The sequence below is a fragment of the Variovorax sp. V118 genome, assembly GCF_041154445.1.
GTDB lineage: Bacteria > Pseudomonadota > Gammaproteobacteria > Burkholderiales > Burkholderiaceae_C > Variovorax > Variovorax boronicumulans.
The window spans coordinates 6,360,001-6,382,851 of sequence record NZ_AP028663.1 but is presented as its reverse complement, the minus strand read 5'-3'; the positions used below and the strand labels follow the sequence as shown (position 1 = coordinate 6,382,851).

At 70.8% G+C, this 22,851-nt stretch carries 20 protein-coding genes (1 of these 20 only partly in view); 12 read left to right on the top strand and 8 right to left on the bottom strand.

All coding sequences use genetic code 11. From position 1 onward, the window contains the following. Positions 1-47 precede the first annotated feature (47 nt). Positions 48-1,382 carry an aminotransferase class III-fold pyridoxal phosphate-dependent enzyme gene (locus tag ACAM52_RS29670; RefSeq protein ID WP_070063840.1) on the top strand — a complete coding sequence of 445 codons (1,335 nt, stop codon included), beginning with the start codon at positions 48-50 and terminating at the stop codon, positions 1,380-1,382. Here ACAM52_RS29670 and ACAM52_RS29665 read toward each other — a convergent pair. Continuing rightward, positions 1,366-2,184 carry a ChaN family lipoprotein gene (locus tag ACAM52_RS29665; protein WP_369645341.1) on the bottom strand — a complete coding sequence of 273 codons (819 nt, stop codon included), beginning with the start codon at positions 2,182-2,184 and terminating at the stop codon, positions 1,366-1,368. The two genes, ACAM52_RS29670 and ACAM52_RS29665, sit on opposite strands and share 17 nt — an antisense overlap. A gap of 64 nt (positions 2,185-2,248) precedes the next feature. On the opposite strand from ACAM52_RS29665, the gene ACAM52_RS29660 reads away from it, so the two are divergent. Further along, complete coding sequence (locus ACAM52_RS29660) at positions 2,249-3,313, top strand: AbrB family transcriptional regulator (RefSeq protein ID WP_369645340.1); 1,065 nt, start codon at positions 2,249-2,251, stop codon at positions 3,311-3,313. 54 nt (positions 3,314-3,367) lie between these two features. Here the strand turns inward: ACAM52_RS29660 and ACAM52_RS29655 are convergent, their stop codons facing one another. Together ACAM52_RS29655 and ACAM52_RS29650 are read right to left on the bottom strand one after the other, a co-directional pair. Then, complete coding sequence (locus tag ACAM52_RS29655) at positions 3,368-3,649, bottom strand: DUF3567 domain-containing protein (protein ID WP_062478455.1); 282 nt, start codon at positions 3,647-3,649, stop codon at positions 3,368-3,370. Positions 3,650-3,758: 109 nt separating this feature from the next. Beyond that, the gene (locus ACAM52_RS29650; protein WP_369645339.1) at positions 3,759-4,931 is read right to left on the bottom strand and encodes a DUF3108 domain-containing protein; all 1,173 of its coding nucleotides are present in this window, start codon (positions 4,929-4,931) and stop codon (positions 3,759-3,761) included. A 118-nt stretch (positions 4,932-5,049) separates the two neighbouring features. Here ACAM52_RS29650 and ACAM52_RS29645 point away from each other — a divergent pair, with 118 nt between their 5' ends. The 3 genes from ACAM52_RS29645 to ACAM52_RS29635 all read left to right on the top strand — a co-directional run bounded on the left by ACAM52_RS29645 (position 5,050) and on the right by ACAM52_RS29635 (position 8,656). Beyond that, positions 5,050-6,144, top strand: a complete 1,095-nt coding sequence (locus ACAM52_RS29645; RefSeq protein ID WP_139701322.1) for a fumarylacetoacetate hydrolase family protein — start codon at positions 5,050-5,052, stop codon at positions 6,142-6,144. A gap of 124 nt (positions 6,145-6,268) precedes the next feature. After that, positions 6,269-7,501: an ABC transporter substrate-binding protein gene (locus tag ACAM52_RS29640; RefSeq protein WP_369645338.1), complete on the top strand. Its 1,233-nt coding sequence runs from the start codon at positions 6,269-6,271 to the stop codon at positions 7,499-7,501. A 27-nt stretch (positions 7,502-7,528) separates the two neighbouring features. Then, the gene (locus ACAM52_RS29635) at positions 7,529-8,656 is read left to right on the top strand and encodes a zinc-dependent alcohol dehydrogenase family protein (RefSeq protein ID WP_369645337.1); all 1,128 of its coding nucleotides are present in this window, start codon (positions 7,529-7,531) and stop codon (positions 8,654-8,656) included. Here the strand turns inward: ACAM52_RS29635 and ACAM52_RS29630 are convergent. Then, positions 8,643-9,440 carry a LuxR C-terminal-related transcriptional regulator gene (locus tag ACAM52_RS29630; protein ID WP_369645336.1) on the bottom strand — a complete coding sequence of 266 codons (798 nt, stop codon included), beginning with the start codon at positions 9,438-9,440 and terminating at the stop codon, positions 8,643-8,645. The two genes, ACAM52_RS29635 and ACAM52_RS29630, sit on opposite strands and share 14 nt — an antisense overlap. A gap of 84 nt (positions 9,441-9,524) precedes the next feature. Between ACAM52_RS29630 and ACAM52_RS29625 the strand changes: the two genes are divergently transcribed. From ACAM52_RS29625 to ACAM52_RS29615, 3 genes are read left to right on the top strand one after another with little or no spacing between them, the layout of a single operon-like run. After that, complete coding sequence (locus tag ACAM52_RS29625) at positions 9,525-11,276, top strand: FAD-dependent monooxygenase (protein ID WP_369645335.1); 1,752 nt, start codon at positions 9,525-9,527, stop codon at positions 11,274-11,276. Beyond that, positions 11,273-11,509 carry a hypothetical protein gene (locus tag ACAM52_RS29620; protein WP_095746954.1) on the top strand — a complete coding sequence of 79 codons (237 nt, stop codon included), beginning with the start codon at positions 11,273-11,275 and terminating at the stop codon, positions 11,507-11,509. Before ACAM52_RS29625 ends, ACAM52_RS29620 begins: the two co-directional genes overlap by 4 nt. A 4-nt stretch (positions 11,510-11,513) precedes the next feature. Continuing rightward, complete coding sequence (locus tag ACAM52_RS29615) at positions 11,514-12,488, top strand: tripartite tricarboxylate transporter substrate binding protein (protein ID WP_159274654.1); 975 nt, start codon at positions 11,514-11,516, stop codon at positions 12,486-12,488. Between the two features lie 21 nt (positions 12,489-12,509). Here ACAM52_RS29615 and ACAM52_RS29610 read toward each other — a convergent pair whose 3' ends face one another. Then, a complete protein-coding gene (locus ACAM52_RS29610; protein WP_369645334.1) occupies positions 12,510-13,637 on the bottom strand; it encodes a toxin-antitoxin system YwqK family antitoxin in 1,128 nt (375 codons plus the stop codon). A 74-nt stretch (positions 13,638-13,711) separates the two neighbouring features. Next, entirely contained in the window at positions 13,712-14,125 is a 414-nt protein-coding gene (locus ACAM52_RS29605; RefSeq protein WP_062482861.1) for a VOC family protein, read from the bottom strand. Positions 14,126-14,190: 65 nt separating this feature from the next. On the opposite strand from ACAM52_RS29605, the gene ACAM52_RS29600 reads away from it, so the two are divergent. The 4 genes from ACAM52_RS29600 to ACAM52_RS29585 all read left to right on the top strand — a co-directional run bounded on the left by ACAM52_RS29600 (position 14,191) and on the right by ACAM52_RS29585 (position 19,218). Next, complete coding sequence (locus tag ACAM52_RS29600) at positions 14,191-15,447, top strand: TraB/GumN family protein (protein ID WP_369645333.1); 1,257 nt, start codon at positions 14,191-14,193, stop codon at positions 15,445-15,447. 11 nt (positions 15,448-15,458) lie between these two features. Beyond that, positions 15,459-15,830: a DUF2946 family protein gene (locus tag ACAM52_RS29595; RefSeq protein ID WP_070063852.1), complete on the top strand. Its 372-nt coding sequence runs from the start codon at positions 15,459-15,461 to the stop codon at positions 15,828-15,830. A gap of 86 nt (positions 15,831-15,916) precedes the next feature. Beyond that, the gene (locus tag ACAM52_RS29590) at positions 15,917-18,256 is read left to right on the top strand and encodes a TonB-dependent receptor (protein ID WP_369645332.1); all 2,340 of its coding nucleotides are present in this window, start codon (positions 15,917-15,919) and stop codon (positions 18,254-18,256) included. A gap of 32 nt (positions 18,257-18,288) precedes the next feature. Beyond that, complete coding sequence (locus ACAM52_RS29585; RefSeq protein ID WP_369645331.1) at positions 18,289-19,218, top strand: copper chaperone PCu(A)C; 930 nt, start codon at positions 18,289-18,291, stop codon at positions 19,216-19,218. Positions 19,219-19,236: 18 nt separating this feature from the next. Here the strand turns inward: ACAM52_RS29585 and ACAM52_RS29580 are convergent, their stop codons facing one another. After that, positions 19,237-20,967, bottom strand: a complete 1,731-nt coding sequence (locus tag ACAM52_RS29580; RefSeq protein ID WP_369645330.1) for a phospholipase D family protein — start codon at positions 20,965-20,967, stop codon at positions 19,237-19,239. 106 nt (positions 20,968-21,073) lie between these two features. After that, positions 21,074-22,851, bottom strand: the 3' portion of a protein-coding gene (locus ACAM52_RS29575; RefSeq protein WP_369645329.1) for an ATP-binding cassette domain-containing protein. Its footprint extends 124 nt past the window's final position; 1,778 of the gene's 1,902 nt are visible here — the last part of the coding sequence; its start codon lies off the right edge, out of view; it ends in the stop codon at positions 21,074-21,076.

The window sequence follows — 22,851 nt, the reverse complement described above, 5'->3', positions numbered from 1 at the left end:
TGCCAGAATCGCGATTTTCCCTCCCCACATAACCGCAGGAGCGAGACATGGCCTTCCAGGACTTCAACATGGACAACCAGTGGTTGCCCTTCACGCCCAACCGCCATTTCAAGAAGGACCCGCGGGTTTTCGTGGCGGCCGACGGCATGACGTTCACCACGCACGACGGCAAGAAGGTGGTCGACGGCATTTCCTCGCTGTGGTGCGTGGGCGCGGGCCACAACCGCAAGCCGATCAACGAGGCGATCAAGAAGCAGCTGGACACGCTGGACTACGCCACCGCCTTCCAGGTCAGCAACGACAAGGCCTTCAAGGCGGCCGAGATGATCGCCGCGCTGGCCCCGGGCGACCTGAACAAGGTGCTGTTCTGCAACTCGGGCTCCGAGGCCGCCGACACCTCGATGAAGGTGGCGCTGGCCTACCACCGCGCGCGGGGCGAGGGCCACCGCAACGTGTTCATCGGCCGCGAGAAGGGCTACCACGGCGTGGGCTTCGGCGGCATGTCGGTGGGCGGCATTCCGGGCAACCGCAAGGTGTTCGGCTCGGCCTTTTTGCCGCGCGTGGACCACATGCGCTTCATCCACGACCCGGTGAACCACGCCTACATCCACAACGCGGAGCCGGTGTGGACCGAAGACCCGCTGGTCGAGCTCGAAACCCGCATCCTGCCGCTGCACGACCCGAGCAACGTGGCCGCGATCATCGTGGAGCCCGTGGCCGGCTCGGCCGGCTGGTACCTGCCGCCGCAGGGCTACCTGAAGCGCCTGCGCGAGATCTGCGACAAGCACGGCATCCTGCTGATCTTCGACGAGGTCATCACCGGCTTCGGGCGCATGGGCACCAACTTCGCGTCGGACTATTTCGGTGTGGTGCCCGACATGCTGAACTTCGCCAAGTGCGTGACCAACGGCGTGATTCCGCTGGGCGGCGTGATCTGCCGCGACAAGCTCTACGACGCGATGATGAAGACGGATGCGCCCGAGCACGTGGTCGAGTTCTTCCACGGCTACACCTACTCGGGCCATCCGGTGGCCTGCGCCGCCGCCATTGCCACGCTTGACCTGTTCAAGGAAGAAAACCTGTTCGCGCGCGCCGGCGAGATGGGCAAGGTGCTCGGCGATGCCTTCCACAGCACCTTCAAGGGGCTGCCGAACGTGGTGGGCATCCGCAGCCTGGGCCTGGCGGCGGCCGTGGAGCTCGCGCCCATCGCCGGGTCGCCGGGCAAGCGCGCCTATGAGGTCTTTCTCGACTGCTTCCACAAGGGCGCGCTGGTGCGGCCCGCGGGCGACGTGCTGGTGATCGCGCCGCCCTACATCGTCGAGAAGCAGCACATCGACACGCTGGTCAACACGCTGGCGGATTCGATCAGGAAGTTCGCCTGAGCACGCCCGCGCAGTAGTCCACCGGCGGCAGCGCCGGCGTGCGCCAGGTGGCGTCGTAGGCGTCGGTGTCGTCCTCGGCCGGGCCGCCGGCCTGCAGGTGGACCGTCTTCACCGACACGTCGGTCGGCAGGTGCTGCGGCACGCCCAGCACCTTGGTGACGTGGCCCGCGCCGGCGATCAGCAGCACCGTCTTGCCCGGCTGCCGGGCCTTCACCAGCGCCTGCGCCATGGCGCGGTCGCGCCCGACCTGGATGCGCGTCATGGGGCCGATCTGCGATTCGGGCAGCAGCTTGCAGTGGCCCTCGCGCACGGCCTCCTGCTGCGCGGCGTAGGCCTCGCCGTTGAGCTGCACGTCGAGCGAGACGTCGGCCATCGCGTCCTTCATGCGCGCACGCGGCAGGTTGGCGCCGACCACCGGCACGCCGGCGCGCACGGCCGTCATCACCGTGGGGCCGTAGCGCGTCCAGGGCCAGGCCTTGTCGTTCCAGCCGAGGGCGGTCTGCACCTGGGCCTCGCTGGCGGTGGCGGGCAGGCGGGCGCTGCTGCGGCCGTCCTCGGCCATCTCGAGCGCCAGCGCGGCGAGCTGGCCGCGCTCGGCCAGGGCCTGCACGGTCTCGCGTTCGAGGGCGTGGTGTTCGGGGGCGTCGTGCTGCTCGCCGAGCAGCAGCGCATCGGCCGGCAGCAGCGCCGCCACACGGCGCGCGACGGGCGCCTCGGCGGACAGCGCGGCGCAGCCGGCGAGCAGGGCGGCGGCGACCAGGGGCGCGAGGAACCGGGAAGCACGGGAAGGACGAGGAGGCATCCCGCCATACTATGCCCGGCGCCCTGCACCGGGCTGTCGTCCTTTTCCGCTGCTTTCTCTGCCCGTGTCCTTTCGTTTTCCCCTTCGCGTGCTGGCCACGCTGCTGCTGGCGCTGGCCGCCGCACTCGCCTGTGTCGTGCTGCACACCCCGCTGCCCTGGATGATCGGCCCGCTGTTCGCGGTGTCGCTGGCCTCGATCGCGGGCCAGCCGACCGCCAGCCACACGCCGCTGCGCAACCTGGGACAGTGGGTCATCGGCACCGCGCTGGGCCTGTATTTCACTCCGCAGGTGGTGACGCTGGTGGCCGGCGTGTGGTGGGCGATCCTGCTGGCCATCGGCTGGGCGCTGCTGCTGGGCTGGGGTTTCGGCCGCTGGCTGCACCGCGTGCATGCGGCGCGCATGCCGCATGTGCCGGCGAAATCCATGAGAGCCACGACTTACTTCGCTGGCGCCATCGGCGGGGCTTCGGAGATGACGCTGCTGGCCGAATCGGCCGGTGCGCGCACCGACCTGGTGGCCGCCGCGCACAGCCTGCGGCTGATGGTGGTGACGGTGACGATCCCGTTCGCGATGCAGTGGAGCGGGCTGCACGGCCTGGAGATCAACCCGCCGGGCGTGCGCGAGGTGAACCCGGCCGGGCTGGCCTTGCTGGCGCTGGCCACCGGCTTGGGCGGGCTCGTGATGCGGGCGCTGGGCCGCACCAACCCGTGGTTCATGGGGCCGCTGCTGGTGGCGATGGGCTTCACGGTCGCGGGGCAGTCGCTGTCGGCGGTGCCGACCTGGCTGTCGAACACCGCGCAGCTGGTGATTGCCGTGAGCCTGGGCGTGCGCTTCAGCCGCGAGTTCCTGCACACGGCGCCGCGCTGGCTCGGCTCGGTGGCGCTGGGCACGGTCGGCATGCTGGTGCTGTGCGCCGGCGCGGCCTGGCTGCTGGCCGGGGCGACCGGGCTGCATCCGGCCACGATGATCCTGGGCACCTCGCCCGGCGGCATCGCCGAGATGTCGATCACGGCCAAGGTGCTGCAGCTGGGCGTGCCGGTGGTCACGGCCTTCCAGGTGTGCCGGCTGGTGGCGGTGCTGCTGATCGTGGGGCCGATGTACCGCTGGACCGAGCGCCGGGGCGTCTAGGCAAAGAAAAAGCGCCCCGCGGGGCGCTTTTTTCGTTCGGGCGAGGCAGGCCGCTCAGTGCACCAGCACCGGCGTGTGCGCCAGCTCGGCGTAGCCCTCGAGCGTGTCCTCGACCTCCTCCTGCGTGGGCGTGTTGAGCTGCCAAGCGGCGATCTGCTGCTGGAACAGTTCGGCCCAGGAACCGTCGAGGTACACCTCCTTGCCAGAGCGCTTGTCCACGATCTCGAAGCCGTGGCGTTCCAGCACGGGGCCGTTGGGCGTCGTGCTGGGCTCGTCGCCGTCGTTCGGCTGCACGTGCACGACGACGAAGGACTCGGAGTCGTAAAGCATGTTCATGGCGGGCCCTGTGAGGATGTCGATGGCGTTCATGGGGGTTAGATAGCAATCAACGCGCCAGTTTCAAGAACAGTTGTCGTCGCGCCGTTGATATGTGAGCCTTTTTGCCTCAATTGGCGGGCGCTTCGGGTAGGGGTTTGCGCAATTGGGCGTCAGCAAAATCGCCGTTTGCCTCGGTCTGGCGGATGCGCACGGGCAGGTAGCCGTAGCGCGGCGCCAGCCAGAGCTCCAGTTTCCGGTCGAACTCCTTGCGCGGCGTGCGGGTGAGCTTGCGCGTGGTGAAGTCGCCGGCCGGCAGGCTCAGCTGCTCCTCGTCGCCGACCTCGAAGACCCAGACATCGCCGTCGCGCACGCCCACCGTCTGCACCGAGATCCGGGTGCCGGCCGGGTAGCGCCCCGGGCTGGCCGCCAGCAGGCCGCCCAGCTGCATCATGACGCTCATGCGGTCCTGCGCGCCCGGCTGCAAGGGCACGCTGGGGGCGTTGTTGCTGAAGATGATCTGCCCCTGGTCGCGCGCGAAGTGCGAGGCCACCTCGGCCTTGCGGCTTTCCGAGTAGCGCTCGGGTTCCAGGCCCGAGGGGCCGATCTTGCCGGTGCTGTGCCAGTTCAGCAGGGTGAAGAACACCGCCTTGAGCGTGAGCCGCCCGTCGTAGCGGCTGCCGTCCTGCAGCCAGACCAGTTCGCCGAACACGCCGCGCTGCGGCGAGGCGCCTTTCTGGCCCGTGGCCTCGAAATCGAGCGTGACCGAGCCCGGAATCCGCAGCGCCTGGGTGCCGGCGATGGTGCCCGAGGCGCCGCTGCCGGCCGTGGTCGTGCCGCCCTGCGTGCCACCGGGCGTGTTGCCGGTGGCGGCGGCCGGGGCGCTGGCCGGTGTCTCGGGGGCGGTTGCTCCTGAATCTGTAGCGGCCTGCGCGGTCTGGTCGGGCGTTTCGGGAGGAGGTGTCTGGGCCGGCGCGTCCGGCACGGGGGCCGGGGCCGGCTTGGGCTTGGGCACCGACGCCTCGCGCGGACGCCGGGGCTTGGCCGGAGGCGGCGGCTTGGCCGCGACCGGCGCGGCGGCCGGTGCCGCAGGGGCCTCCGCTGCGGGCGGGGCGATCACGATCGTGCGCGTGATGAACTTGCTGGCCAGCGGCGAGGGCTCCGGCCCGATGGCCATCGGCGCCAGCCCGAGCAGCAGCAGGTGCGCCAGCGCCACCGCCAGCGTCAGCCCCGCGAGCGCGCGCCAGGACGGGCGCCCGGGCAGGCCCAGGGACAGCGGTGGGGGCGCGACGTGCGTCGACATGGGTGTGTGGAGTGGGTTGCGGCGCCGAGGTTCACGAAGTCCACTCGGTACACTGCCGCCCGTTCAACCAGTTTAGTGGGCGCGGCGCCGCGCCCTTTTTCTTGCTCACGCCCGCACCATGAAACTCGCCACCCTGAAGGACGGCTCGCGCGACGGCCAGTTGGTCGTCGTCTCGCGCGACCTCACGCTCGCCCACTACGCCACCGGCATCGCGAGCCGGCTGCAGCAGGTGCTGGACGACTGGGGCTTCATGAGCCCGCAGCTGCAGGACCTGTACGACGCCCTTAACCACGGCCGCGCGCGCCACGCCTTTCCGTTCGACCCGGCCCAGTGCATGGCGCCGCTGCCGCGCGCCTACCAGTGGGCCGACGGCTCGGCCTACCTGAACCACGTCGAGCTGGTGCGCCAGGCGCGCAACGCCGAAGTGCCCGAGAGCTTCTACACCGACCCCCTCATGTACCAGGGCGGCAGCGACGACTTCCTGGGCCCGGTCGACGACGTGATCGTGCCCAGCGAGGCCATGGGCATCGACTTCGAGGCCGAGATCGCCGTCGTCACCGGCGACGTGAAGATGGGGTCCACGCCCGAGCAGGCGCTGGACGGCATCCGCCTCGTGATGCTGGCCAACGACGTGAGCCTGCGCAACCTCATTCCGGCCGAGCTGGCCAAGGGCTTCGGCTTCTTCCAGAGCAAGCCCGCCACCGCCTTCAGCCCCGTGGCCGTCACGCTCGACGAGCTCGGCGAGGCCTGGCAGGACGGGCGCGTGCACCTGGCGCTGCAAAGCAGCTGGAACGGCCGCAAGGTCGGCCTGTGCGACGCCGGCCCCGAGATGACCTTCCACTTCGGCCAGCTCATCGCCCACATCGCCAAGACCCGCAACGTGCGCGCCGGCAGCATCGTGGGCAGCGGCACCGTGAGCAACAAGGGCGTCGAGAAGAACGGCCGTATGGAATGGCCCAAGGGCTACTCGTGCATCGCCGAGAAGCGCTGCATCGAGACCATCCAGGACGGCGCACCCGCCACCGACTTCATGAAGTTCGGCGACACGATCCGCATCGAGATGAAGGGGCTGGACGGACGCTCGCTGTTCGGCGCGATCGACCAGGAGATCGTGTCGACGGCGGGGCGGCCGGTGGAGGCGCCGGTGTCGCTCACCAAGCCGCAGGCCGGAACCGACACCGGCACCGCGCCGGAACCCGCCGCCGAAGGCTGACGCAGGCCCTGTCGGGGTTTCTCCCCGTTCGGCTGGCCGGAAGCCCCCGTTCCGCAAAGCCCAACCCTGCGTGGCGGGCGCTGCCTAGGATGCAGCGATCCGTTCACTGCAAGGAGACAGGTCCATGGGCATGCCGAAGCTGGCGGGGCGCGCGTTGTGCGCATGGGTGGGGATGGGCATGGCGCTGGCCGGGCAGGCCGCCGCCCAGAAGCTCAGCGACGACAAGGTGCGCGTGGGCGTGCTGTCGGACATGTCGGGCCTGTACGCCGATACCGCGGGGCGCGGCTCGGTCGAGGCCGCGCGCATGGCCATCGAGGACTTCGGCGGCAAAGTGCTCGGGCGGCCGGTCGAGCTGGTCTGGGGCGACCACCAGAACAAGGCCGACATCGGCGCCTCGCTGGCGCGCACCTGGTACGACCGCGACGGCGTCGACGCCATCTTCGACATGAACAACTCGGCCGTCGCGCTGTCGGTGGTCAACCTGGCGCGCGAGCGGCAGAAGCTGTCGATCAACACCGGCGGCGCCTCGGTGGCGCTCACCAACGAAGCCTGCGCGCCGACCTCGGTCCACTACACCTACGACACCTATGCGCTGGCCAACGGCGCCGCGCAGGGCGTGAGCCGCCAGGGCGGCAAGACCTGGTACCTGATCGGCGTGGACTACGCCTTCGGCAAGGCCATGGCCGCCAACATGACCGAGTTCGTCGGCGAGCTGCAGGGCAAGGTGATCGGCAGCGTGTTCCATCCGCTCAACGCGAGCGACTTCTCGTCGTACGTGCTGCAGGCGCAGGCCTCCGGGGCCGACACCATCGCGCTGGCCAACGCCACGAGCGACACGGTCAACGCCGTCAAGGCGGCGCGGCAGTTCGGCGTGTCGCCCAAGCAGCGCGTGGTGCCGATGCTGATGTTCATCAACGACGTGCATGCGCTGGGCCTGGCGCAGGCGCAGGGCATGACCTTCGCCACCGGCTTCTACTGGGACCGTACGCCCGAGTCGCGGGCCTGGGCGCGGCGCTATTTCGAGCGCATGAAGAAGATGCCCTCGATGATCCAGGCCGGCGCCTACTCGGCGGTCACGCACTACCTGAAGGCGGTGCAGGCCGCGGGCACCGACGACGGCGCCACGGTGGCCGCGAAGATGAAGGCGATGCCGGTGAACGACTTCTTCGCGCAGGGCGGCACGATCCGCGCCGACGGCCGCATGGTGCACGACATGTACCTGGTGAGCGTGAAGAAGCCCGCCGAGTCGAAGTACCCGTGGGACTACTACACGGTGCTGTCCACGATCCCCGGCGACAAGGCCTTCCAGCCCTTGTCCAAGAGCAAGTGCCCGCTGGTTGCCGCAGCGAAGTCCTGATCGCCTGACCGAACCGAAGGAGTCCCCATGAAAGTCCGTGCCGCCGTCCTGCAGCGCCTCGGCGCCCCCGCGCCCTATGCCCAGAGCCGACCGCTCGAGATCGAGGAGGTCGAGCTGGCGCCGCCCGGCCCCGACGAGGTGCTGGTGCGCATCGCGGCCGCGGGGCTGTGCCACTCGGACCTGTCGATCCTCAACGGCGACCGGCCGCGCCGCACGCCGATCGTGCTGGGCCATGAAGCGGCCGGCGTGGTCGAGGCGCTGGGCGAGGGCGTGACCGACCTGGCGCCGGGCGACCACGTGATCCTGGTGTTCGTGCCGAGCTGCGGCCATTGCGCGCCGTGCGCCGAGGGCCGGCCCGCGCTGTGCGAGCCGGGCGGCGCGGCCAACGTGGCGGGCACGCTGCTGGGCGGCGCGCGGCGGCTGTCGTACCGCGGCGAGCCGATGGACCACTTCGTGGGCGTGTCGGCCTTTGCCGAGTACGCGACGGTGTCGCGCCGCTCGCTGCACAAGATCGACCGCGAGCTGCCGCTGGAGATCGCCGCCATGTTCGGCTGCGCGGTGGTGACCGGCGTCGGCGCCGTGGTCAACACCTCGCAGGTGCGGCCGGGTCAGACCGTGGCCGTGGTGGGGCTCGGCGGCGTGGGGCTGGCCGCGCTCATGGGCGCGCTGGCGGCGGGCGCCGCGCGCGTGATCGCGGTCGACCTGGCGCAGGACAAGCTCGATTTCGCCCTCGCGCTGGGCGCCACCGACAGCGTCAACGCCAGCGACCCCGACGCGGCCAAGCGGCTGCGCGACATGACCGAGGGCGGCGTCGACCATGCGCTCGAGATGGTGGGTTCGGCCAAGGCGCTGGAGTTCGCCTACAAGGTCACGCGCCGCGGCGGCACCACCGTGACCGTGGGCCTGCCCGCCGCCATCCAGACGCTGAACACGCCGGTCTGGCACCTCGTGGCCGAGGAGCGCACGCTCAAGGGCAGCTACCTCGGCAGCTGCGTGCCGCGGCGCGACCTGGGGCGCTTCATCGCGCTGTACCGCCAGGGCAAGCTGCCCGTGGACCGGCTGCTCACCGGGCGCCTGAAGCTCGAGGAGATCAACGAGGGCTTCGACCGCCTGCAGCGCGGCGAGGCCATCCGGCAGATCGTCACGATGCCGTGACGGCCGCGGGCATCGCACCCCGCAGCAACTCCTTCTGCGTACGTATCCCCAACCGCCGGAACGCCCGGTACTGATGCGTGCGCACCGTGCTGAGCTCCACGCCCAGCACGCGCGCCGTTTCCTTCGCCGTGCGGCCCGCCATCAGGTGGCCGATCACCTCGCGTTCGCGCAGGCTCAGCGTCAACAGCCGCGAGGCGAGGGTGGGCGCGGCCGCTTCGTGCACGGCCGCCGCGCTGCGGCTGTGGGCGCTGGCGGCGTCGGCCAGCAGGGTGGCGTGGGCGGTGATGACGTCGAAGTCGGTCTCGCCGAACTCGGGCTGCGCCAGGCTGCGGTAGAAGCTCACGGCCACGCGCTGGCCGCTGGGGCGCAGCAGCAGCACCGAGCTGCGCTCGCGGATGCCCACGTCGCCGTAGCAGGCGGCGCGGTAGGCGGGGTCGGCCACCTCGTCGCCGTGCTGGTGGCCCATCCACAGCTGGGCGCGCTTCGGCAGCTTGCGCGCGGCCAGCCACGCCATGTGGGGGTCGAGCCGGTCGAAGCGCTGCGCCACGTAGCGCTCGGCGGTGCGCTCGGCCGTGTGGCCGTAGCTGCTGGCGGCCGACACGGTCTCGATGCGGCCGGTGGCGTCGACGCCGAACACGGTGCAGAAGGTGACGGGCATCACGCGGTGCATCGCCGCCAGGCAACTGGCCGCCAGGTGTGGCGTGCCGATGCCCGCCAGCACGTCGCCGACGACGGCGGCTGACAGCTGGGCGTCGGTGGCAGGGTGGAGGCGCCAGCGTTTCATGGGGTTTCGAAGGAAGACTAGGGTAAATACCTCCTACGAAGTTATGACATTGGCGCGGGCGGTGCATCGGGACAATCCCGTTCCATGACCACCACCCGTACCGCCGACGCCGCCACCGGCCCCGTGCCGCCGCCAGCCTGCGCGACTGCGCTGCCGCCCTCGGTCGGCGCCTTCCACTACACGCGCTTCGCGCCCCGCCTGCCGACGCTCGGCGCCGACGGCATGGAGCCCGGCCGCCACCCCGTCGTGATTGCGGGCGGCGGCCCGGTGGGCATGGCGCTGGCGCTGGGGCTCGCCAACCACGGCGTGCGCTGCGTGGTGCTCGAGGCCGACGACACGGTCTGTGTGGGCAGCCGCGCGGCCTGCATCTCGCGCCGCAGCCTGGAGATCGTCGAGCGCCTGGGCGCGCTGCCGGCGTTCATGGGCAAGGGTCTGCCGTGGAGCGTGGGGCGCAGCTTCTACAAGACGGCCGAGGTGTTTCGCTTCGAGATGCCGCAGGCCGCGCAGCAGAAGCTGCCGCCGATGATCAACCTGGAGCAGTACTACATCGAGCAGTACCTGCTGGACGAGATCGAGCGCCGCAACGCCGCGACGCCGGGGCTCGTCGACATCCGCTGGGGCACCGAGCTCACCGCGCTCGCGCAAGACAACGACGGCGTGACGCTCGACGTGCGCAACGCCGAGGGCGCCTACCGCCTGCGCGGCCAGTGGCTCGCGGCCTGCGACGGCGGCCAGAGCTTCGTGCGCAAGTCGCTCGGGCTGGCGCTGGAGGGCACCGGCTACGAAGGCCGCTACGTGATCATCGACATCGAGCTGCACAGCGACCACCCGACCGAGCGCCGCGCCTGGTTCGACCCGCCGTGGAATCCCGGCTCGACCGTGCTGATGCATCGCCAGCCCGACGACATCTGGCGCATCGACTACCAGCTGCGCGCCGGCCAGAGCACCGAAGACGCGCTGCAGCCCGCGGCGGTGGCCGAGTTCGTGCAGCGCCACCTCGACGCCATCGGCGAAGGCCACCTGCCGTGGAAGACGGTGTGGACCTCGGTCTACCGCGCTGGCGCGATGACGCTCGACAACTACCGCCACGGCCGCGTCGTGTTCGCGGGCAACGCGGCGCACGCGATGCCGATCTTCGGCGTGCGTGGGCTCAACTCGGGCTTCGACGACGCCGACAACCTGGCCTGGAAACTGGCCTTCGTGGCCCAGGGCCTGTCGGGCCCGGCGCTGCTGGATTCGTACTCGCAGGAGCGCATCGCGGCCTTCCACATCAACGCCGAGAGCGCGATGCGCAGCACCGAGTTCATGTCGCCGCCCTCGCGCGGCTTCGACCTGCTGCGCGAGGCGGCGCTGTCGCTGTCCGAAGCGCACCGCGGCATCGCGCAGCTCATCAACCCGCGCCAGACGCAGGCCGTGCGCTACGACGACTCGGCGCTGTCGAGCGAAGGCGATGCATTGCCGGCGGGGCCGTTGCCCGGCGAGGTGATGCTGGAGCAGGCGCTCGAACAGGGCCATCTCACGGACTGGATTGCGCCGGTGTTCACGCTGCTGGTGTTGCGGCCGGATGTGGCTTCGCCGCCCGTCGCCGACATCGAGCGAGCGCAGCGAGGCGCCTTGCCTTTTGCGGTTCGCAGCATCGGCAGCCTGGGGAGCGACGGTACCGATGCGCAGGCGTCCCCCGCTGTCTTCGCCACGCTCGGCGCCAGCGACGGCGCCGTCTACCTGCTGCGCCCCGATGGCCATGTGGCCGCGCGCTGGCACCGCCTGCCGGCCGGCGCGCTGCCCGCCGCGCTGGCGCGCGCGGCCGTCGCCACTTCACAGGACATTCCCGCATGACGACCTCCGCCCCCTCGCTTCATCCCGACGCCCGCGACCGCCTGTACGCCGAGTGCGCGCGCGCCATCACCGAGGCCGGCGCCGAACGCGAATCGCTGTTCCTCGCGCGGCTCGCGCTGCTGCTGTTCGAGCAAGTCGGCGACGAGGCGCGCTGCCGCGCCGCGCTCGCCGACGCGTTGCGCGCGCTGCCCGTACCATCGCTGTCCGCTTCCGAACAAAAAACAGGAGATTGATCTCATGGATCGCCGCACCCTTCTCGCCACGCTCGCCTCCGGCGCCGCCGTGGCCGCAGCCCCCTTCGCCCACGCACAGGACTATCCCGCGCAGCTCATCAAGTGGGTCGTGCCGTACCCCGCGGGCGGCGGCACCGACGTGATCGCGCGCGTGCTGGCCGAGGCCATGCGCCAGACGCTGGGCCAGCAGATCGTGGTCGACAACCGCCCCGGCGCGTCGACCAACATCGGCGCCGACCTGGTCGCCAAGAGCAAGCCCGACGGCTACACGGTGCTGTCGGCCGACAACGCCGTGCTGGCCTTCAACGAGCACCTGTTCAGCAAGCTGCCGTTCAACCCCGAGAAAGACTTCACCTACATCGGCGCCATCGGCAAGTTCCCGCTCGCGCTGGTGGTGCACCCGGACTTCCCGGCCAAGACCTTCAAGGAGTTCCTGGCCTACGTGAAGGCCAACCCCGGCAAGGTGAACTACGCGTCGCCGGGCAACGGTTCGCCGCACCACCTGGCGATGGAAATGTTCAAGGCGCGCACCGGCACCTTCATCACCCACATCCCCTACCGCGGCGCGGCGCCGGCCATGGCCGACGTGATGGGCGGCCAGGTGCCGTGCATGTTCCTGGACCTGGCCTCGGGCCTGCCGATCATGCAGGGCAACAAGGTGCGCGTGCTGGCCATCGGCTCGGGCGCGCGCAGCAAGCGCCTGCCCGACGTGCCGACGCTGGCCGAAGTGGGCGTGCCCAACACCGAGGTGTTCGCGTTCCAGGGCATCCTCGGCCCGGCCGGCCTGCCCGCCGCGGTGGTGAACAAGCTCAACGCCGACCTGAACAAGGCCTTCAGCACGCCGGCCGTGCAAAAGCGCTTCGACGACTTCGGCATGGAAGCGATGCCCGGCACGCCGGCGCAGTTCGCGGCGCTGTCGCGCGCGGAGTCGAAGCGCTGGGGCCCGATCATCAAGCAGGCCGGCATCAAGCTGGACTGATGCCGCCCAGGGGCGTTCGTCCTAGCGGGCGAACGCTTTTCGCGAGCCGTCTTCGAAGACTTCGTCGTCGCGCTGCAGCTCGCCGTTCTCGTCCCAGCTGCGTTCGCGCGTCACGCGGCCCTTGTCGTCGAAGCTCGACTCGGCCAGCAGCTCGCCCTTTTCATTGAAGCGCTGGTGCGTGCCCACGGGCACCTGCCGGCCACGCCCCGGCGCGAGGTAGCGGCCCTGTGCGGCGCGCTGGCCGCTGTCGTAGAACTCGGTCACGTCGACCGTGCGCTCGCTGCCGGCGCCGCTGTAGACGGCCTTGCTGCGCGGCTGGCCGTTGAGGTGGTAGCTGTCGTCGCTCAGGGGCTCGCCCGCGGCGTTCCAGCGCTGGTCGCGCACCAGCGAGCCGCGGTCGGAAAACTCCTGCTCGCGCTGGCGGATCGACGAGCGCCCGACCAGCAGCCACACGGTTTCGCGCCGCTTCACGCCCTCGGACGAAAAACTGCGCTCCACGCGCCGGTTGCCGGTGGTCTCGTCGACCACCGAGGGCTTGCCGTTGTCGTAGAACTCCTGCGTGCGCACGCGCTTGCCCGCCTGGTACGACAGCCGCGAGCGCAGCGTGCCGCGCGCGTCGAACAGGTCGACGTTCGAGGGCCCGCCCGTGAAGCCGCACAGCCTGGCATCGTCGGCCACCGGCGCCAGCACGGGCGCCTCGGCGCAGCGCAGCATCGACATCTGGCCGCGCTCGGTGAACTCGACCATGGCGCGCTCGGTGCCGCGGTCGGGGTAGAAGGTGGCGCGCCGCAGCTGGCCGCCGGGGTAGAAGCTGCGCACCAGGCCGCGCTCCTGGCCGTCGTCGTACGTGGCATCGCGCAGCACCTGGCCGCCGGGCGCGAACTCGCGCGCGCGGCCGTGCATGTTGCCCTTGGCGTTGATGGTGTGCTCGCGCGCGAGCTTGCCCTTTTCATAGAAGCGCACCAGGCCCATGAAGACGCCGTTCTGCACCTGCTGCTCGCGCTGGAGCTCGCCGGTGCCGCGGTCCTTGCAGCGCATCAGGCCGGTCTTGCCGGCGGTGCTGTTGCCGTCGGCGGGGCTCACGCGCTGGCCGTTGAGTTCGCACTCCTGCTGCGCATGGGCCGTCGGGGTACCCAGCAGCGCGGCCAATGCGATCGCGGCCGGGCCGAGGAGGGACGCGGCCGCCCGAGGCGCCCGAAGAGCGGGAACGGGCGGGCGCAGGGTCACTTGTCGTAGAGCGTGTCGAGCGAACGGAAACCCTTGACCTCGATCGGGTTGCCGAAGGGGTCGCAGAAGAACATCGTCCACTGCTCGCCCGGCTGGCCTTCGAAGCGCACCTGCGGCTTCAGCACGAACTCGGTGCCGGCGGCTTCGAGGCGCCCGGCCAGCGCCTGCCAGTCGGGCAGCGCGAGCACGATGCCGAAGTGCGGCATGGGCACCATCGCGTCGCCGACGCGGCCGGTGCGGGTGGTGGCGAAGGGTTCACCGAGATGCAGCGAGATCTGGTGGCCGAAGAAGTCGAAGTCGACCCAGGTGTCGGTGCTGCGGCCTTCGGCGCAGCCCAGCACGTCGCCGTAGAAGCGGCGGGCGCCGTCCAGGTCGCGCACGTGGAAGGCAAGGTGAAAGATGCTTTGCATGGTTTTGGATTATGGGCAGCGGTGCTGTGAGAATGCCGGACTTTCTTTCAATCATGGAGCTCGCCTTGCGGATACTCCGAGCCCTCGTCGCACCGCTGCGCCTGCTGTCGCGCGGCACCGACCGGCCGGCGCCCCAGCGCCTTCTTGCACGTCTGACCCGCCAGGCCTTCGCGGCCGTCGGTGGTTGTTTCATCGCGGTGGCCGCACATGCCACCGCCTGCCCGCCCTCGGCCATCGCGAGCCTGGAGAAGCCCGGCATCGGCCTGCGCAACGGCATCGACCGCGGCCTGCTGTGGCGCATCGAGCGCGACGGCCGCACCTCGTGGCTCTACGGCACCCTGCACCTGGGGCGCGGCGAATGGGTGCGCCCCGGTCCCACCGTGCAGAAGGCGCTGGCGCAGAGCGACACGCTCGCGCTGGAGCTCGACTCGCGCGACGACGCCACGGTGCGCGCCCTGAGCCAGCCCGCCGATCCGGCCGCGGTGGCGCGCGTGCTCAGCGGCGAACGCGCCCGCCGGCTCGAGCGCCAGAACGCCGAGGCCTGCGTGCCGCCGGGTTCGACCGCCCGGCTGCCGCCCATCCTGCAGGTGACGGCGCTGACCGCGCTGGCGGCGCGCGCCGACGGGCTGTATGCGGAGTTCGGTGTCGACGAGACGCTGGCCGTCTCGGCCCGCAACAGCAACAAGCCGATCGTCGCGCTCGAGAACGCGGCCGACCAGCTGCGCTGGCTCACCGGCGGCTCCGAAGCGGAGGAGGCCGAGCAGATCGACGCCATGCTCGACGAGCTCGAATCGGGCCGGCTGCGCGGCCAGCTCAAGACGCTGGCCGATGTCTGGGCACGCAGCGACGCGGCCCGGCTGGCGCGCTACGCCGAGTGGTGCGAGTGCCTGAACACGCCGGCCGAGCAGCGCCTCATGAAGCGCCTGCTCGACGACCGCAACCCCGGACTGGCCGATGGCATCGAGCGCCTGCATGCGGGCGGGCGCAGCGCCTTCGCCGCGGTCGGCGCGCTGCACATGGTCGGCGCGCAGGGCCTGCCCACGCTGATGGCGGCGCGCGGCTTTCGCGTCACGCCGGTGCTCACCGAGGCGCAGGCGCAGCAGGCGCTGCCGATGCCGGCGCTCGCCGCGCCCGAGCCGCCGGCCCGCAAGGCGGTGCGCGGTGGCAAGAACGTCAAGGGACAGAAGGCGGCCAAGGGCACGGGCCAGAAGGCCGCCGCGAAGGGCGGGGCCAAGCCGGCGTCCAAGGCCGCTGCCGCGCCCAAGGGCAAGGCCGCACCCCGTGCCGCCCCCAAGGCCACCAACAGCAAAGTGCGCCGATAATCGCGACCGCCATGCACACGTTGCGCCCCCACCCCCGCCTGATCGGCCGCCTCGGCCGCTGGGTGCTGCTGTGGTTCGTGCTGTCGCTGGGCGTGGCGGTGGCGTCGCCGGTGGTGCATCCGCAGGCGATGGAACTGGTGTGTTCCGGCGCCGGCACCATCAAGGTGGTGGTGCACACCGAAGATGGCGTGCAGGACATGGGCGCCACGCACATGGACTGCCCGCTGTGCGTGCTGACCGGCGCGCCGCCCCCGCCGCCCGTGGCGGCCGCGTTCGATGCGCCCCTGCCGCTGGGGCGCGTGCTTCAACCCATTCCCGCCGCGCGCCATGCCGCGGCCACGGCCGCGCCGCTTCCGGCCCGTGGGCCCCCGCGTTCCGCCTGAGCGATCAGCAACAGCGCTGTCTGTCGGTGCACCCCAGGTGCGCGCAGGCAGTCCCTTTGGCTTGAAGTTCGTGGAGCCGGTTCCCCATGAAGCAGCACTCCCGCGCCCTGGCGATCGCCATGGCATTTCCCCTCAGCGCGCCGGTGTGGGCGCAGCAGCAAACGCCGCCGGACGTTGATCCGCCGGAGGCCGGCGCTGCGGCCGCCCCGGGCCGCACGCTGGGTACCGTCACCATCAGCGGCGGCCGGCCGACCTCGCTGCCGACGCAGATCCCCACCACCATCGAAGGCGTGACCGCCGAGCAGATCGCCGAGACGGTCAACGCGACCGACGCCGAAGACGCGCTCAAGTACCTGCCGAGCCTGCTGGTGCGCAAGCGCTACATCGGCGATTTCAACCACGCGGTGCTCGCCACGCGCGCCTCGGGCACGGGCAACAGCGCGCGTGCGATGGTCTACGCCGACGGCATCATGCTGTCGAACCCGCTGGGCAACGGCGCCACCTTCGCGCCGCGCTGGGGCATGGTGTCGCCCGACGAGATCGAGCGCGTCGACGTGCTCTACGGCCCGTTCTCGGCCGCCTACCCGGGCAACTCGGTGGGCGCCGTGGTCGACTACGTGACGCGCATGCCCACGCAGCTCGAGGCGCACGTCAAGCTCAGCGGCTTCACCTCGAACTTCGACCTGTACAACAGCCATTCGTCGCCGGGCGGCCAGCAGCTCGACCTGTCGCTGGGCAGCCGCAGCGGCGACTGGTCGTGGTGGCTCGGCGCCTCGCGCACCCACAGCAAGGGGCAGTCGCTGTCGTTCGCCAACCGGCTCGTGAGCGCCGGCACGGTGGGCAGCGCGGGCACGCCCGTCACCGGCGCGGTGCTCGGGCTGAACCCGTCGAACCAGCCGTGGTGGCTGCTGGGCGGCATCACCGCCTACGACACCACCCAGGAGCAGGCCAAGCTCAAGCTGGCCTACGACTTCTCGCCCACGGTGCGCGCCACCTACACGCTGGGCGCCTGGCACAACACCACGCACGGCAGCACCGACACCTACCTGCGCGATGCGCTCGGCCAGCCGGTGTACGGCGGGCGCGTGAACCTCGGCGGACGCACCTACAACCTCGACACGCCGGCCGCCGCCTTCGCGCCGACCGAGACGGCGCTCACGCACTACATGCACGGCCTCTCGGTGAAGAGCCACACCGGCGGCGTGTTCGACTGGGAGGTGGCGGCGAGCCTGTTCGACTACGCGAAAGACACCTCGCGCACGCCGACCACGGCGCTGCCGGGCGCCTTCTCCGGCGGCCCCGGCCGCACCACCGACATGGGCGGCACCGGCTGGCACACCTTCAAGGCCGCGGGCACCTGGCGGCCCACCGGCTCGGCCGAAGGCGTGGGCGCGCACGTGGTCGACTTCGGCGTCCAGCAGGACACCGCGCGGCTGCGCAGCGCCATCGGCAACACGCGCGACTGGATCGGCGGGCCAGCCGTGTCGCCGTTCTCCGCCTTCAACGGCAACACGCGGCTGCGTTCGCTCTACGTGCAGGACACCTGGCGCTTCGCGAAAGACTGGAAGACCACGCTGGGCCTGCGCCACGAGCGCTGGGAGGCGTACGGCGGCCAGCTCGGCAACGCGGCGCGGCTGCTCGACTTCGCGCCGCGCAAGAACAGCTTCGTCTCGCCCAAGGCCGCGCTCGCCTGGCAGGCCACGCCCGACTGGCACTTCAAGGCCTCGGTCGGCCGCGCCGTGCGCATGCCCACCGTGAGCGAGCTCTACCAGGGCTCGATCGAGGGCAACCGCATCGTCAACACCAACCCCGAGCTGCGTCCCGAGCGCTCGTGGACCGCCGAGCTGAGCGCCGAGCGCGACCTCAAGCGCTGGGGCGTCGACGGCGTGCTGCGCACCACGCTGTTCTTCGAGCACACGAAGGACGCGCTCTACACCCAGGCGCTCACCAACCTCGTGAGCACCGTACAGAACGTCGACGCCATCCGCACGCGCGGGCTGGAGGTGGCGGTGAACACGGTCGACGCGGGCATCCAGGGACTGGACCTGGGCGGCAGCCTCACGCTGACCGATTCGAAGATCACCGCCAACCGCGGCTTCCCGGCCAGCGTGGGGCGGGACCAGCCGCGCGTGCCCAAGGTGCGCGCCTCGCTGCTCGCCACCTACCGGCCCGACGCCAAGTGGAGCTACACCGTCGGCGCGCGCTACAGCGGCCGGCAGTACGGCACGCTCGACAACAGCGACCCGAACGGCATGGCCTTCATGGGCTTCTCGAAGTTCTTCGTGGTCGATGCGCGCATCCGCTACCGCATCGACCGCCAATGGAGCGCCGCCGTCGGCATCGACAACCTGAACAACCGCACCTACTGGGCCTTCCACCCGTACCCGCAACGCACCTTCGTGGCCGAACTGAAGTTCGACCTCTGACCCTCACTTTTTCCTACCCAAGGACACACGCCATGACGAAGCTTTCGACCCCCACTTTCCACATCCTCGCCGCCTGCGCCCTGCTGGCCGGTGCCGGCGCCGCCGGTGCCCACGTGAGCCTCCCCCCGGGCGGCGCCACCGTCGGCAGCGAGTACAACGCCGCCTTCCGCGTCGGTCACGCCTGCGAAGGCGCCAAGGCCACGACCGGCCTCGCGGTGCGCCTGCCCAAGGGCTTCGTGCTCACCGACGCCCAGGCGCGCAAGGGCTGGAAGCTCGATGCGCCCAAGGCCGGCAGCGCCGAAGGTGAAGTGCGCTGGACGGCAGAGACGCCGCAGAACGCGCTGCCCGGCAGCGAGCGCGGCGAGTTCGTGCTGCGCGGCAAGGTGCCCGCCACGCCGGGCCCGCTGTGGTTCAAGGTGCGCCAGGACTGCGACGTCGGCAGCGTCGACTGGGCCGAAGTGCCCGCCGCGGGAAGCACCACGGCCGGCCTGAAGAAGCCCGCGGCCAAGCTCGACGTGGTGGCGCAGGGCGTGGCCACGGTCGACGTGCGCGACGCCTGGGTGCGCCAGTCGGTGCCGGGCCAGAGCGGCACGGGCGCCTTCATGAAGCTCACCGCGCCCACGGGCACGAAGCTGGTCGGCATCTCGACGCCCGCCGCCGGCGTGGCCGAGGTGCACGAGATGAGGATGGAAGGCGACACCATGCGCATGCGCGAACTCGCGGGCGGCCTCGAGCTGCCGGCCGGCAAGACCGTCGAGCTCAAGCCCGGCGGCTACCACGTGATGCTGATGGACCTGAAGGGCGCGATGACCAAGGGCGCGACCGTTCCCATGACCCTCAAGTTCGAGGACGCCAAGGGCGCGAAGACGACGCTGGAGCTGAAGCTGCCGGTCGGCGCGCCGGAAGGCGCCGCCGCTGCTGCTGCGCCCGCGGCGGGCGGTGCGCACCAGCACAAGCACTGAACTGGTCGAGCCGGACCGTCAGAGCAACTGGTCCGGCGCCAACGGCCCGAACAGCCGCAGCAGGAAGCGCAGCGTGGCGCTCGCGTCGGGTTCGGTGTCCGTGTCCTGCAGGCCGCTGCCCTCGGGCGCGTGCCACACCAGCGTGCCCTGCGCGAGTTCGACATGCCAGGCGCGCTCGCGCATGCCGCGCTCGATCTGCTCGGCCGCCATGCGCGAGAGTTCGCCGCTGCGGATCAGCAGCGCGATCTCGGTGTTCTGCAGCTGCGAGCGCAGGTCGAGGTTCATGGAGCCGACCACCAGCAGCCGGCCGTCCATCACCAGCACCTTGGAGTGCAGCATCGCGCGCGATTCGCCGCTCACGCTGCCCGCGCCGCTGCCGCCCGAGGAGCCGAACACATTGCCGAAGTCGGCCTGCTCGCTGCGCAGCTCGTACAGCTCCACGCCCGCGGCGAGCAGCGCCTTGCGGTGGCGCGCATAGCCGACGTGGGCGATGGGTGCGTCGTTCGAGGCCAGTGAATTCGTCAGCACCCGGATGCGCACGCCCCGCGCGCGCGCCGCGGCAAAGGCCTGCTGCATGTCGGGGCCGGGCACGAAGTAGGGCGAGATGATCAGCAGGTCGGTGCGCGCCTGGCCGATCAGGTGCAGCAGGCCTTCGACCACCGTGTCGCCGCTGGAGGCCAGGTCGGCCAGCGCGGTGGCGCTGCGCGAGGGCAGCTCGGGCCGGCTGACCACGAGGTCGGGGTTGCGCACCGCGCCGGGGCCGCTGTCGGCCGGGATCTTGCCGGGCGCGTCGGCCAGCATCAGGGCCGGAGCCCAGACGAAGGCGGCGCTGCGCAGGTCGAGCGGCTTCTCGTCCCAGGCGCGGGCCCGCTGCTCGGGCGTGGGGCCGGCGCCGGGGCGCGGCTCGCCGTCCGGGGGCTTGGGCTGGTTGCGCGCTTCGGCCGCTTCGTCGCTGAGTTCCTGGTCGACCCGGCGCGCGCGGTCGCGGATGCGCTGGAACTCCTCGCGCGAGACCAGCGACTGCACGGGGTAGGCGCGCTCGTTGTTCCAGTAGCTGTCGAAGCTGCGCGAGAGGTCCTGCACGATCGGGCCGGCCGCCAGCACGTCGACGTCGACGAAGTTGCCGGTGATGGCATTGCCGAAGTAGGCGTCGCCCAGGTTGCGCCCGCCCGTCACCCCCATCACGTTGTCGGCCAGGAACAGCTTGTTGTGCATGCGCTGCTGGATGCGCGAGACCTCGCCGATGGCGTTGAGCATGCGGTTGAAGCCGGTGCCGCGCGAACCCGCGAGCGGGTTGAACAGCCGCATCTCGATGTTCGGAATGAAGGCCAGGCCGAGCACCAGCGCGTCGCGGCCGATGGTGTGGAAGTCGTCCAGCAGGATGCGCACCCGCACGCCGCGCTCGGCCGCCGCGCGCAGCCCGCGCACCAGCCGGCCGGTGCTGGCGTCGGCGTGGATGGCGTAGTACTGCAGGTCCAGCGTCTTCTGTGCGTTCTCGATCAGCGCCAGTCGGCTGCCGTAGGCGGCCTGCGGGCCGCCCAGCAAAACGAATCCCGAGTCGAAGCGCGCCTTGTCGGCCTGCCGCCGCTCTTTCAGCAGCGTGGCCAGCGCCGTGCCCTCGGGCGAGGCGAGCGCGGTCGAGACGGGGCGGTCCACCTCCTTCGGCAGCTGCGCGCAGGCGCCGAGCACCATGAGGGCCAGCAGCGCGACGCTGCGGCGGACCAACGCGTGGAAGGAAGAGGAAGGCATGCGGCGGGGTCTTTCCGGGGGCTTGGGAAGGCGGTGCCGCATGTATAGCCGAGTTGGCGCCCGCCGTGGGTGGGACGGGCGGCCAACCGGCGCAGGAAGACGGCGCTCAGCGCCCGGCGCCGAGTTCTTCCTGGCGCTCCAGTGCGGCGAGCAGTTCGTCGTCGATCTTGGCGTGGCGCTCGCTCAGCTCGACCGCACGGGAGGCGTCGCTCGCGTAGATGGCGCCGCCGTCGAGCTCGAGCATTTCGCTGATGCGCTTCTGCTCGGCTTCGAGGGCTTCGATCTGCGCGGGCAGGGCTTCGAGTTCGCGCTGCTCCTTGTAAGAGAGCTTCTTGCGGGGGCCGCCGGCGGGGGCTGCGGCGGGCGCAGCCGCGGGGGCCGGGGCGGCGGCTGGTGGCGGCGGTGGTGCCGACGCGAGGCGTTGCTCGGCGATCTCGCGTGCGCGCTTGGACTGGATCAGCCAGTCTTCCACGCTGCCCTCGTACTCGCGCCAGCGGCCATCGCCTTCGAAGGCGATCGTGCTGGTCACCACGTTGTCGAGGAAGGTGCGGTCGTGGCTCACGAGGAACACGGTGCCGTCGTAGTCCTGCAGCAGGCCTTCGAGCAGCTCGAGCGTGTCGATGTCCAGGTCGTTGGTTGGCTCGTCGAGCACCAGCACGTTGGCCGGGCGCGCGAACAGGCGCGCCAGCAGCAGGCGGTTGCGTTCGCCGCCGCTGAGCGAGCGCACGGGGGAGTTGGCGCGCGCGGGCGAGAACAGGAAGTCCGACAGGTAGCTCTTGACGTGCTTCTTCTGGCTGCCGATTTCGATCCACTCGCTGCCGGGGCTGATGAAGTCTTCCAGCGTGGCGTCGAGGTCGAGCTTGTCGCGCATCTGGTCGAAGTACGCCACCTGCTGGTTGGTGCCGCGGCGGATCTTGCCGCTGTCGGGCTCGAGTTCGCCCAGGATCAGCTTGAGCAGCGTCGTCTTGCCGGCGCCGTTCGGGCCCAGCAGGCCGATCTTGTCGCCGCGCAGGATGGTGCCGCTGAAGCCGCGGATCACGGTCTTCTCGCCGAAGGACTTGGTGGCGTCGGTGAGTTCGGCCACGATCTTGCCGCTGGACTGGCCCGAGGCCACGTCCATGTTGACGCTGCCCTGCACCTCGCGGCGCGCGGCGCGGCTGGCGCGCAATTCCTGCAGCCGCGTGATGCGGCTCTGGCTGCGCGTGCGGCGCGCCTCGACGCCCTTGCGGATCCAGATCTCTTCCTGCGCCAGCAGCTTGTCGGCCTTGGCGCTGATGATCGCTTCCTGGGCGAGCTGCTCTTCCTTCTGGACGAGGTACTGCTCGAAGTTGCCCGGGTAGGAACCCAGCTTGCCCCGGTCGAGCTCCACGATGCGGGTGGCGACGCGGTTCAGGAAGCTGCGGTCGTGGGTGATGGTGACGACGCTGCCCTTGAAGTCGATCAGCAACTGCTCCAGCCACTCGATGGAGTCGAGGTCCAGGTGGTTGGTGGGTTCGTCTAATAGAAGTACATCCGGCGCGGCCACCAGGGCTTGGGCCAGCGCGACCCGCTTGCGCGTGCCGCCCGAGAGCGAGCCGACGCGCGCGTTGCGGTCGAGGTGGAGGCGATGCAGCGTCTCTTCGACGCGCTGTTCCCAGTTCCAGGAGTCGTAGGCTTCGATCTTGGACTGCAGGGCGTCCAGGTCGAGCCCGTCCGCACCGGAGAGGTACAGGTCGCGGATGGCGATGACTTCGCCCAGGCCCTGGCTGGCGGCAGTGAACACGTCCGCATCCATGTCGAGCGCGGGTTCCTGCGCCACGTAGGCCACGCGCAGGTTCTGCTGCAGCTGCAGCGTGCCGTCGTCGGGCTTTTCCAGCCCGCCCAATATCTTGAGCATCGACGACT

What these genes read in the sequence shown, in the direction of transcription:
- ACAM52_RS29670 (WP_070063840.1), top strand. Translation starts at nt 48, where the DNA reads ATGGCCTTCCAGGACTTCAACATGGACAACCAGTGGTTGCCCTTCACG.
- ACAM52_RS29665 (WP_369645341.1), bottom strand. Translation starts at nt 2,184, where the DNA reads ATGCCTCCTCGTCCTTCCCGTGCTTCCCGGTTCCTCGCGCCCCTGGTC.
- ACAM52_RS29655 (WP_062478455.1), bottom strand. Translation starts at nt 3,649, where the DNA reads ATGAACATGCTTTACGACTCCGAGTCCTTCGTCGTCGTGCACGTGCAG.
- ACAM52_RS29650 (WP_369645339.1), bottom strand. Translation starts at nt 4,931, where the DNA reads ATGTCGACGCACGTCGCGCCCCCACCGCTGTCCCTGGGCCTGCCCGGG.
- ACAM52_RS29645 (WP_139701322.1), top strand. Translation starts at nt 5,050, where the DNA reads ATGAAACTCGCCACCCTGAAGGACGGCTCGCGCGACGGCCAGTTGGTC.
- ACAM52_RS29640 (WP_369645338.1), top strand. Translation starts at nt 6,269, where the DNA reads ATGGGCATGCCGAAGCTGGCGGGGCGCGCGTTGTGCGCATGGGTGGGG.
- ACAM52_RS29635 (WP_369645337.1), top strand. Translation starts at nt 7,529, where the DNA reads ATGAAAGTCCGTGCCGCCGTCCTGCAGCGCCTCGGCGCCCCCGCGCCC.
- ACAM52_RS29630 (WP_369645336.1), bottom strand. Translation starts at nt 9,440, where the DNA reads ATGAAACGCTGGCGCCTCCACCCTGCCACCGACGCCCAGCTGTCAGCC.
- ACAM52_RS29625 (WP_369645335.1), top strand. Translation starts at nt 9,525, where the DNA reads ATGACCACCACCCGTACCGCCGACGCCGCCACCGGCCCCGTGCCGCCG.
- ACAM52_RS29620 (WP_095746954.1), top strand. Translation starts at nt 11,273, where the DNA reads ATGACGACCTCCGCCCCCTCGCTTCATCCCGACGCCCGCGACCGCCTG.
- ACAM52_RS29615 (WP_159274654.1), top strand. Translation starts at nt 11,514, where the DNA reads ATGGATCGCCGCACCCTTCTCGCCACGCTCGCCTCCGGCGCCGCCGTG.
- ACAM52_RS29605 (WP_062482861.1), bottom strand. Translation starts at nt 14,125, where the DNA reads ATGCAAAGCATCTTTCACCTTGCCTTCCACGTGCGCGACCTGGACGGC.
- ACAM52_RS29595 (WP_070063852.1), top strand. Translation starts at nt 15,459, where the DNA reads ATGCACACGTTGCGCCCCCACCCCCGCCTGATCGGCCGCCTCGGCCGC.
- ACAM52_RS29590 (WP_369645332.1), top strand. Translation starts at nt 15,917, where the DNA reads ATGAAGCAGCACTCCCGCGCCCTGGCGATCGCCATGGCATTTCCCCTC.
- ACAM52_RS29585 (WP_369645331.1), top strand. Translation starts at nt 18,289, where the DNA reads ATGACGAAGCTTTCGACCCCCACTTTCCACATCCTCGCCGCCTGCGCC.
- ACAM52_RS29580 (WP_369645330.1), bottom strand. Translation starts at nt 20,967, where the DNA reads ATGCCTTCCTCTTCCTTCCACGCGTTGGTCCGCCGCAGCGTCGCGCTG.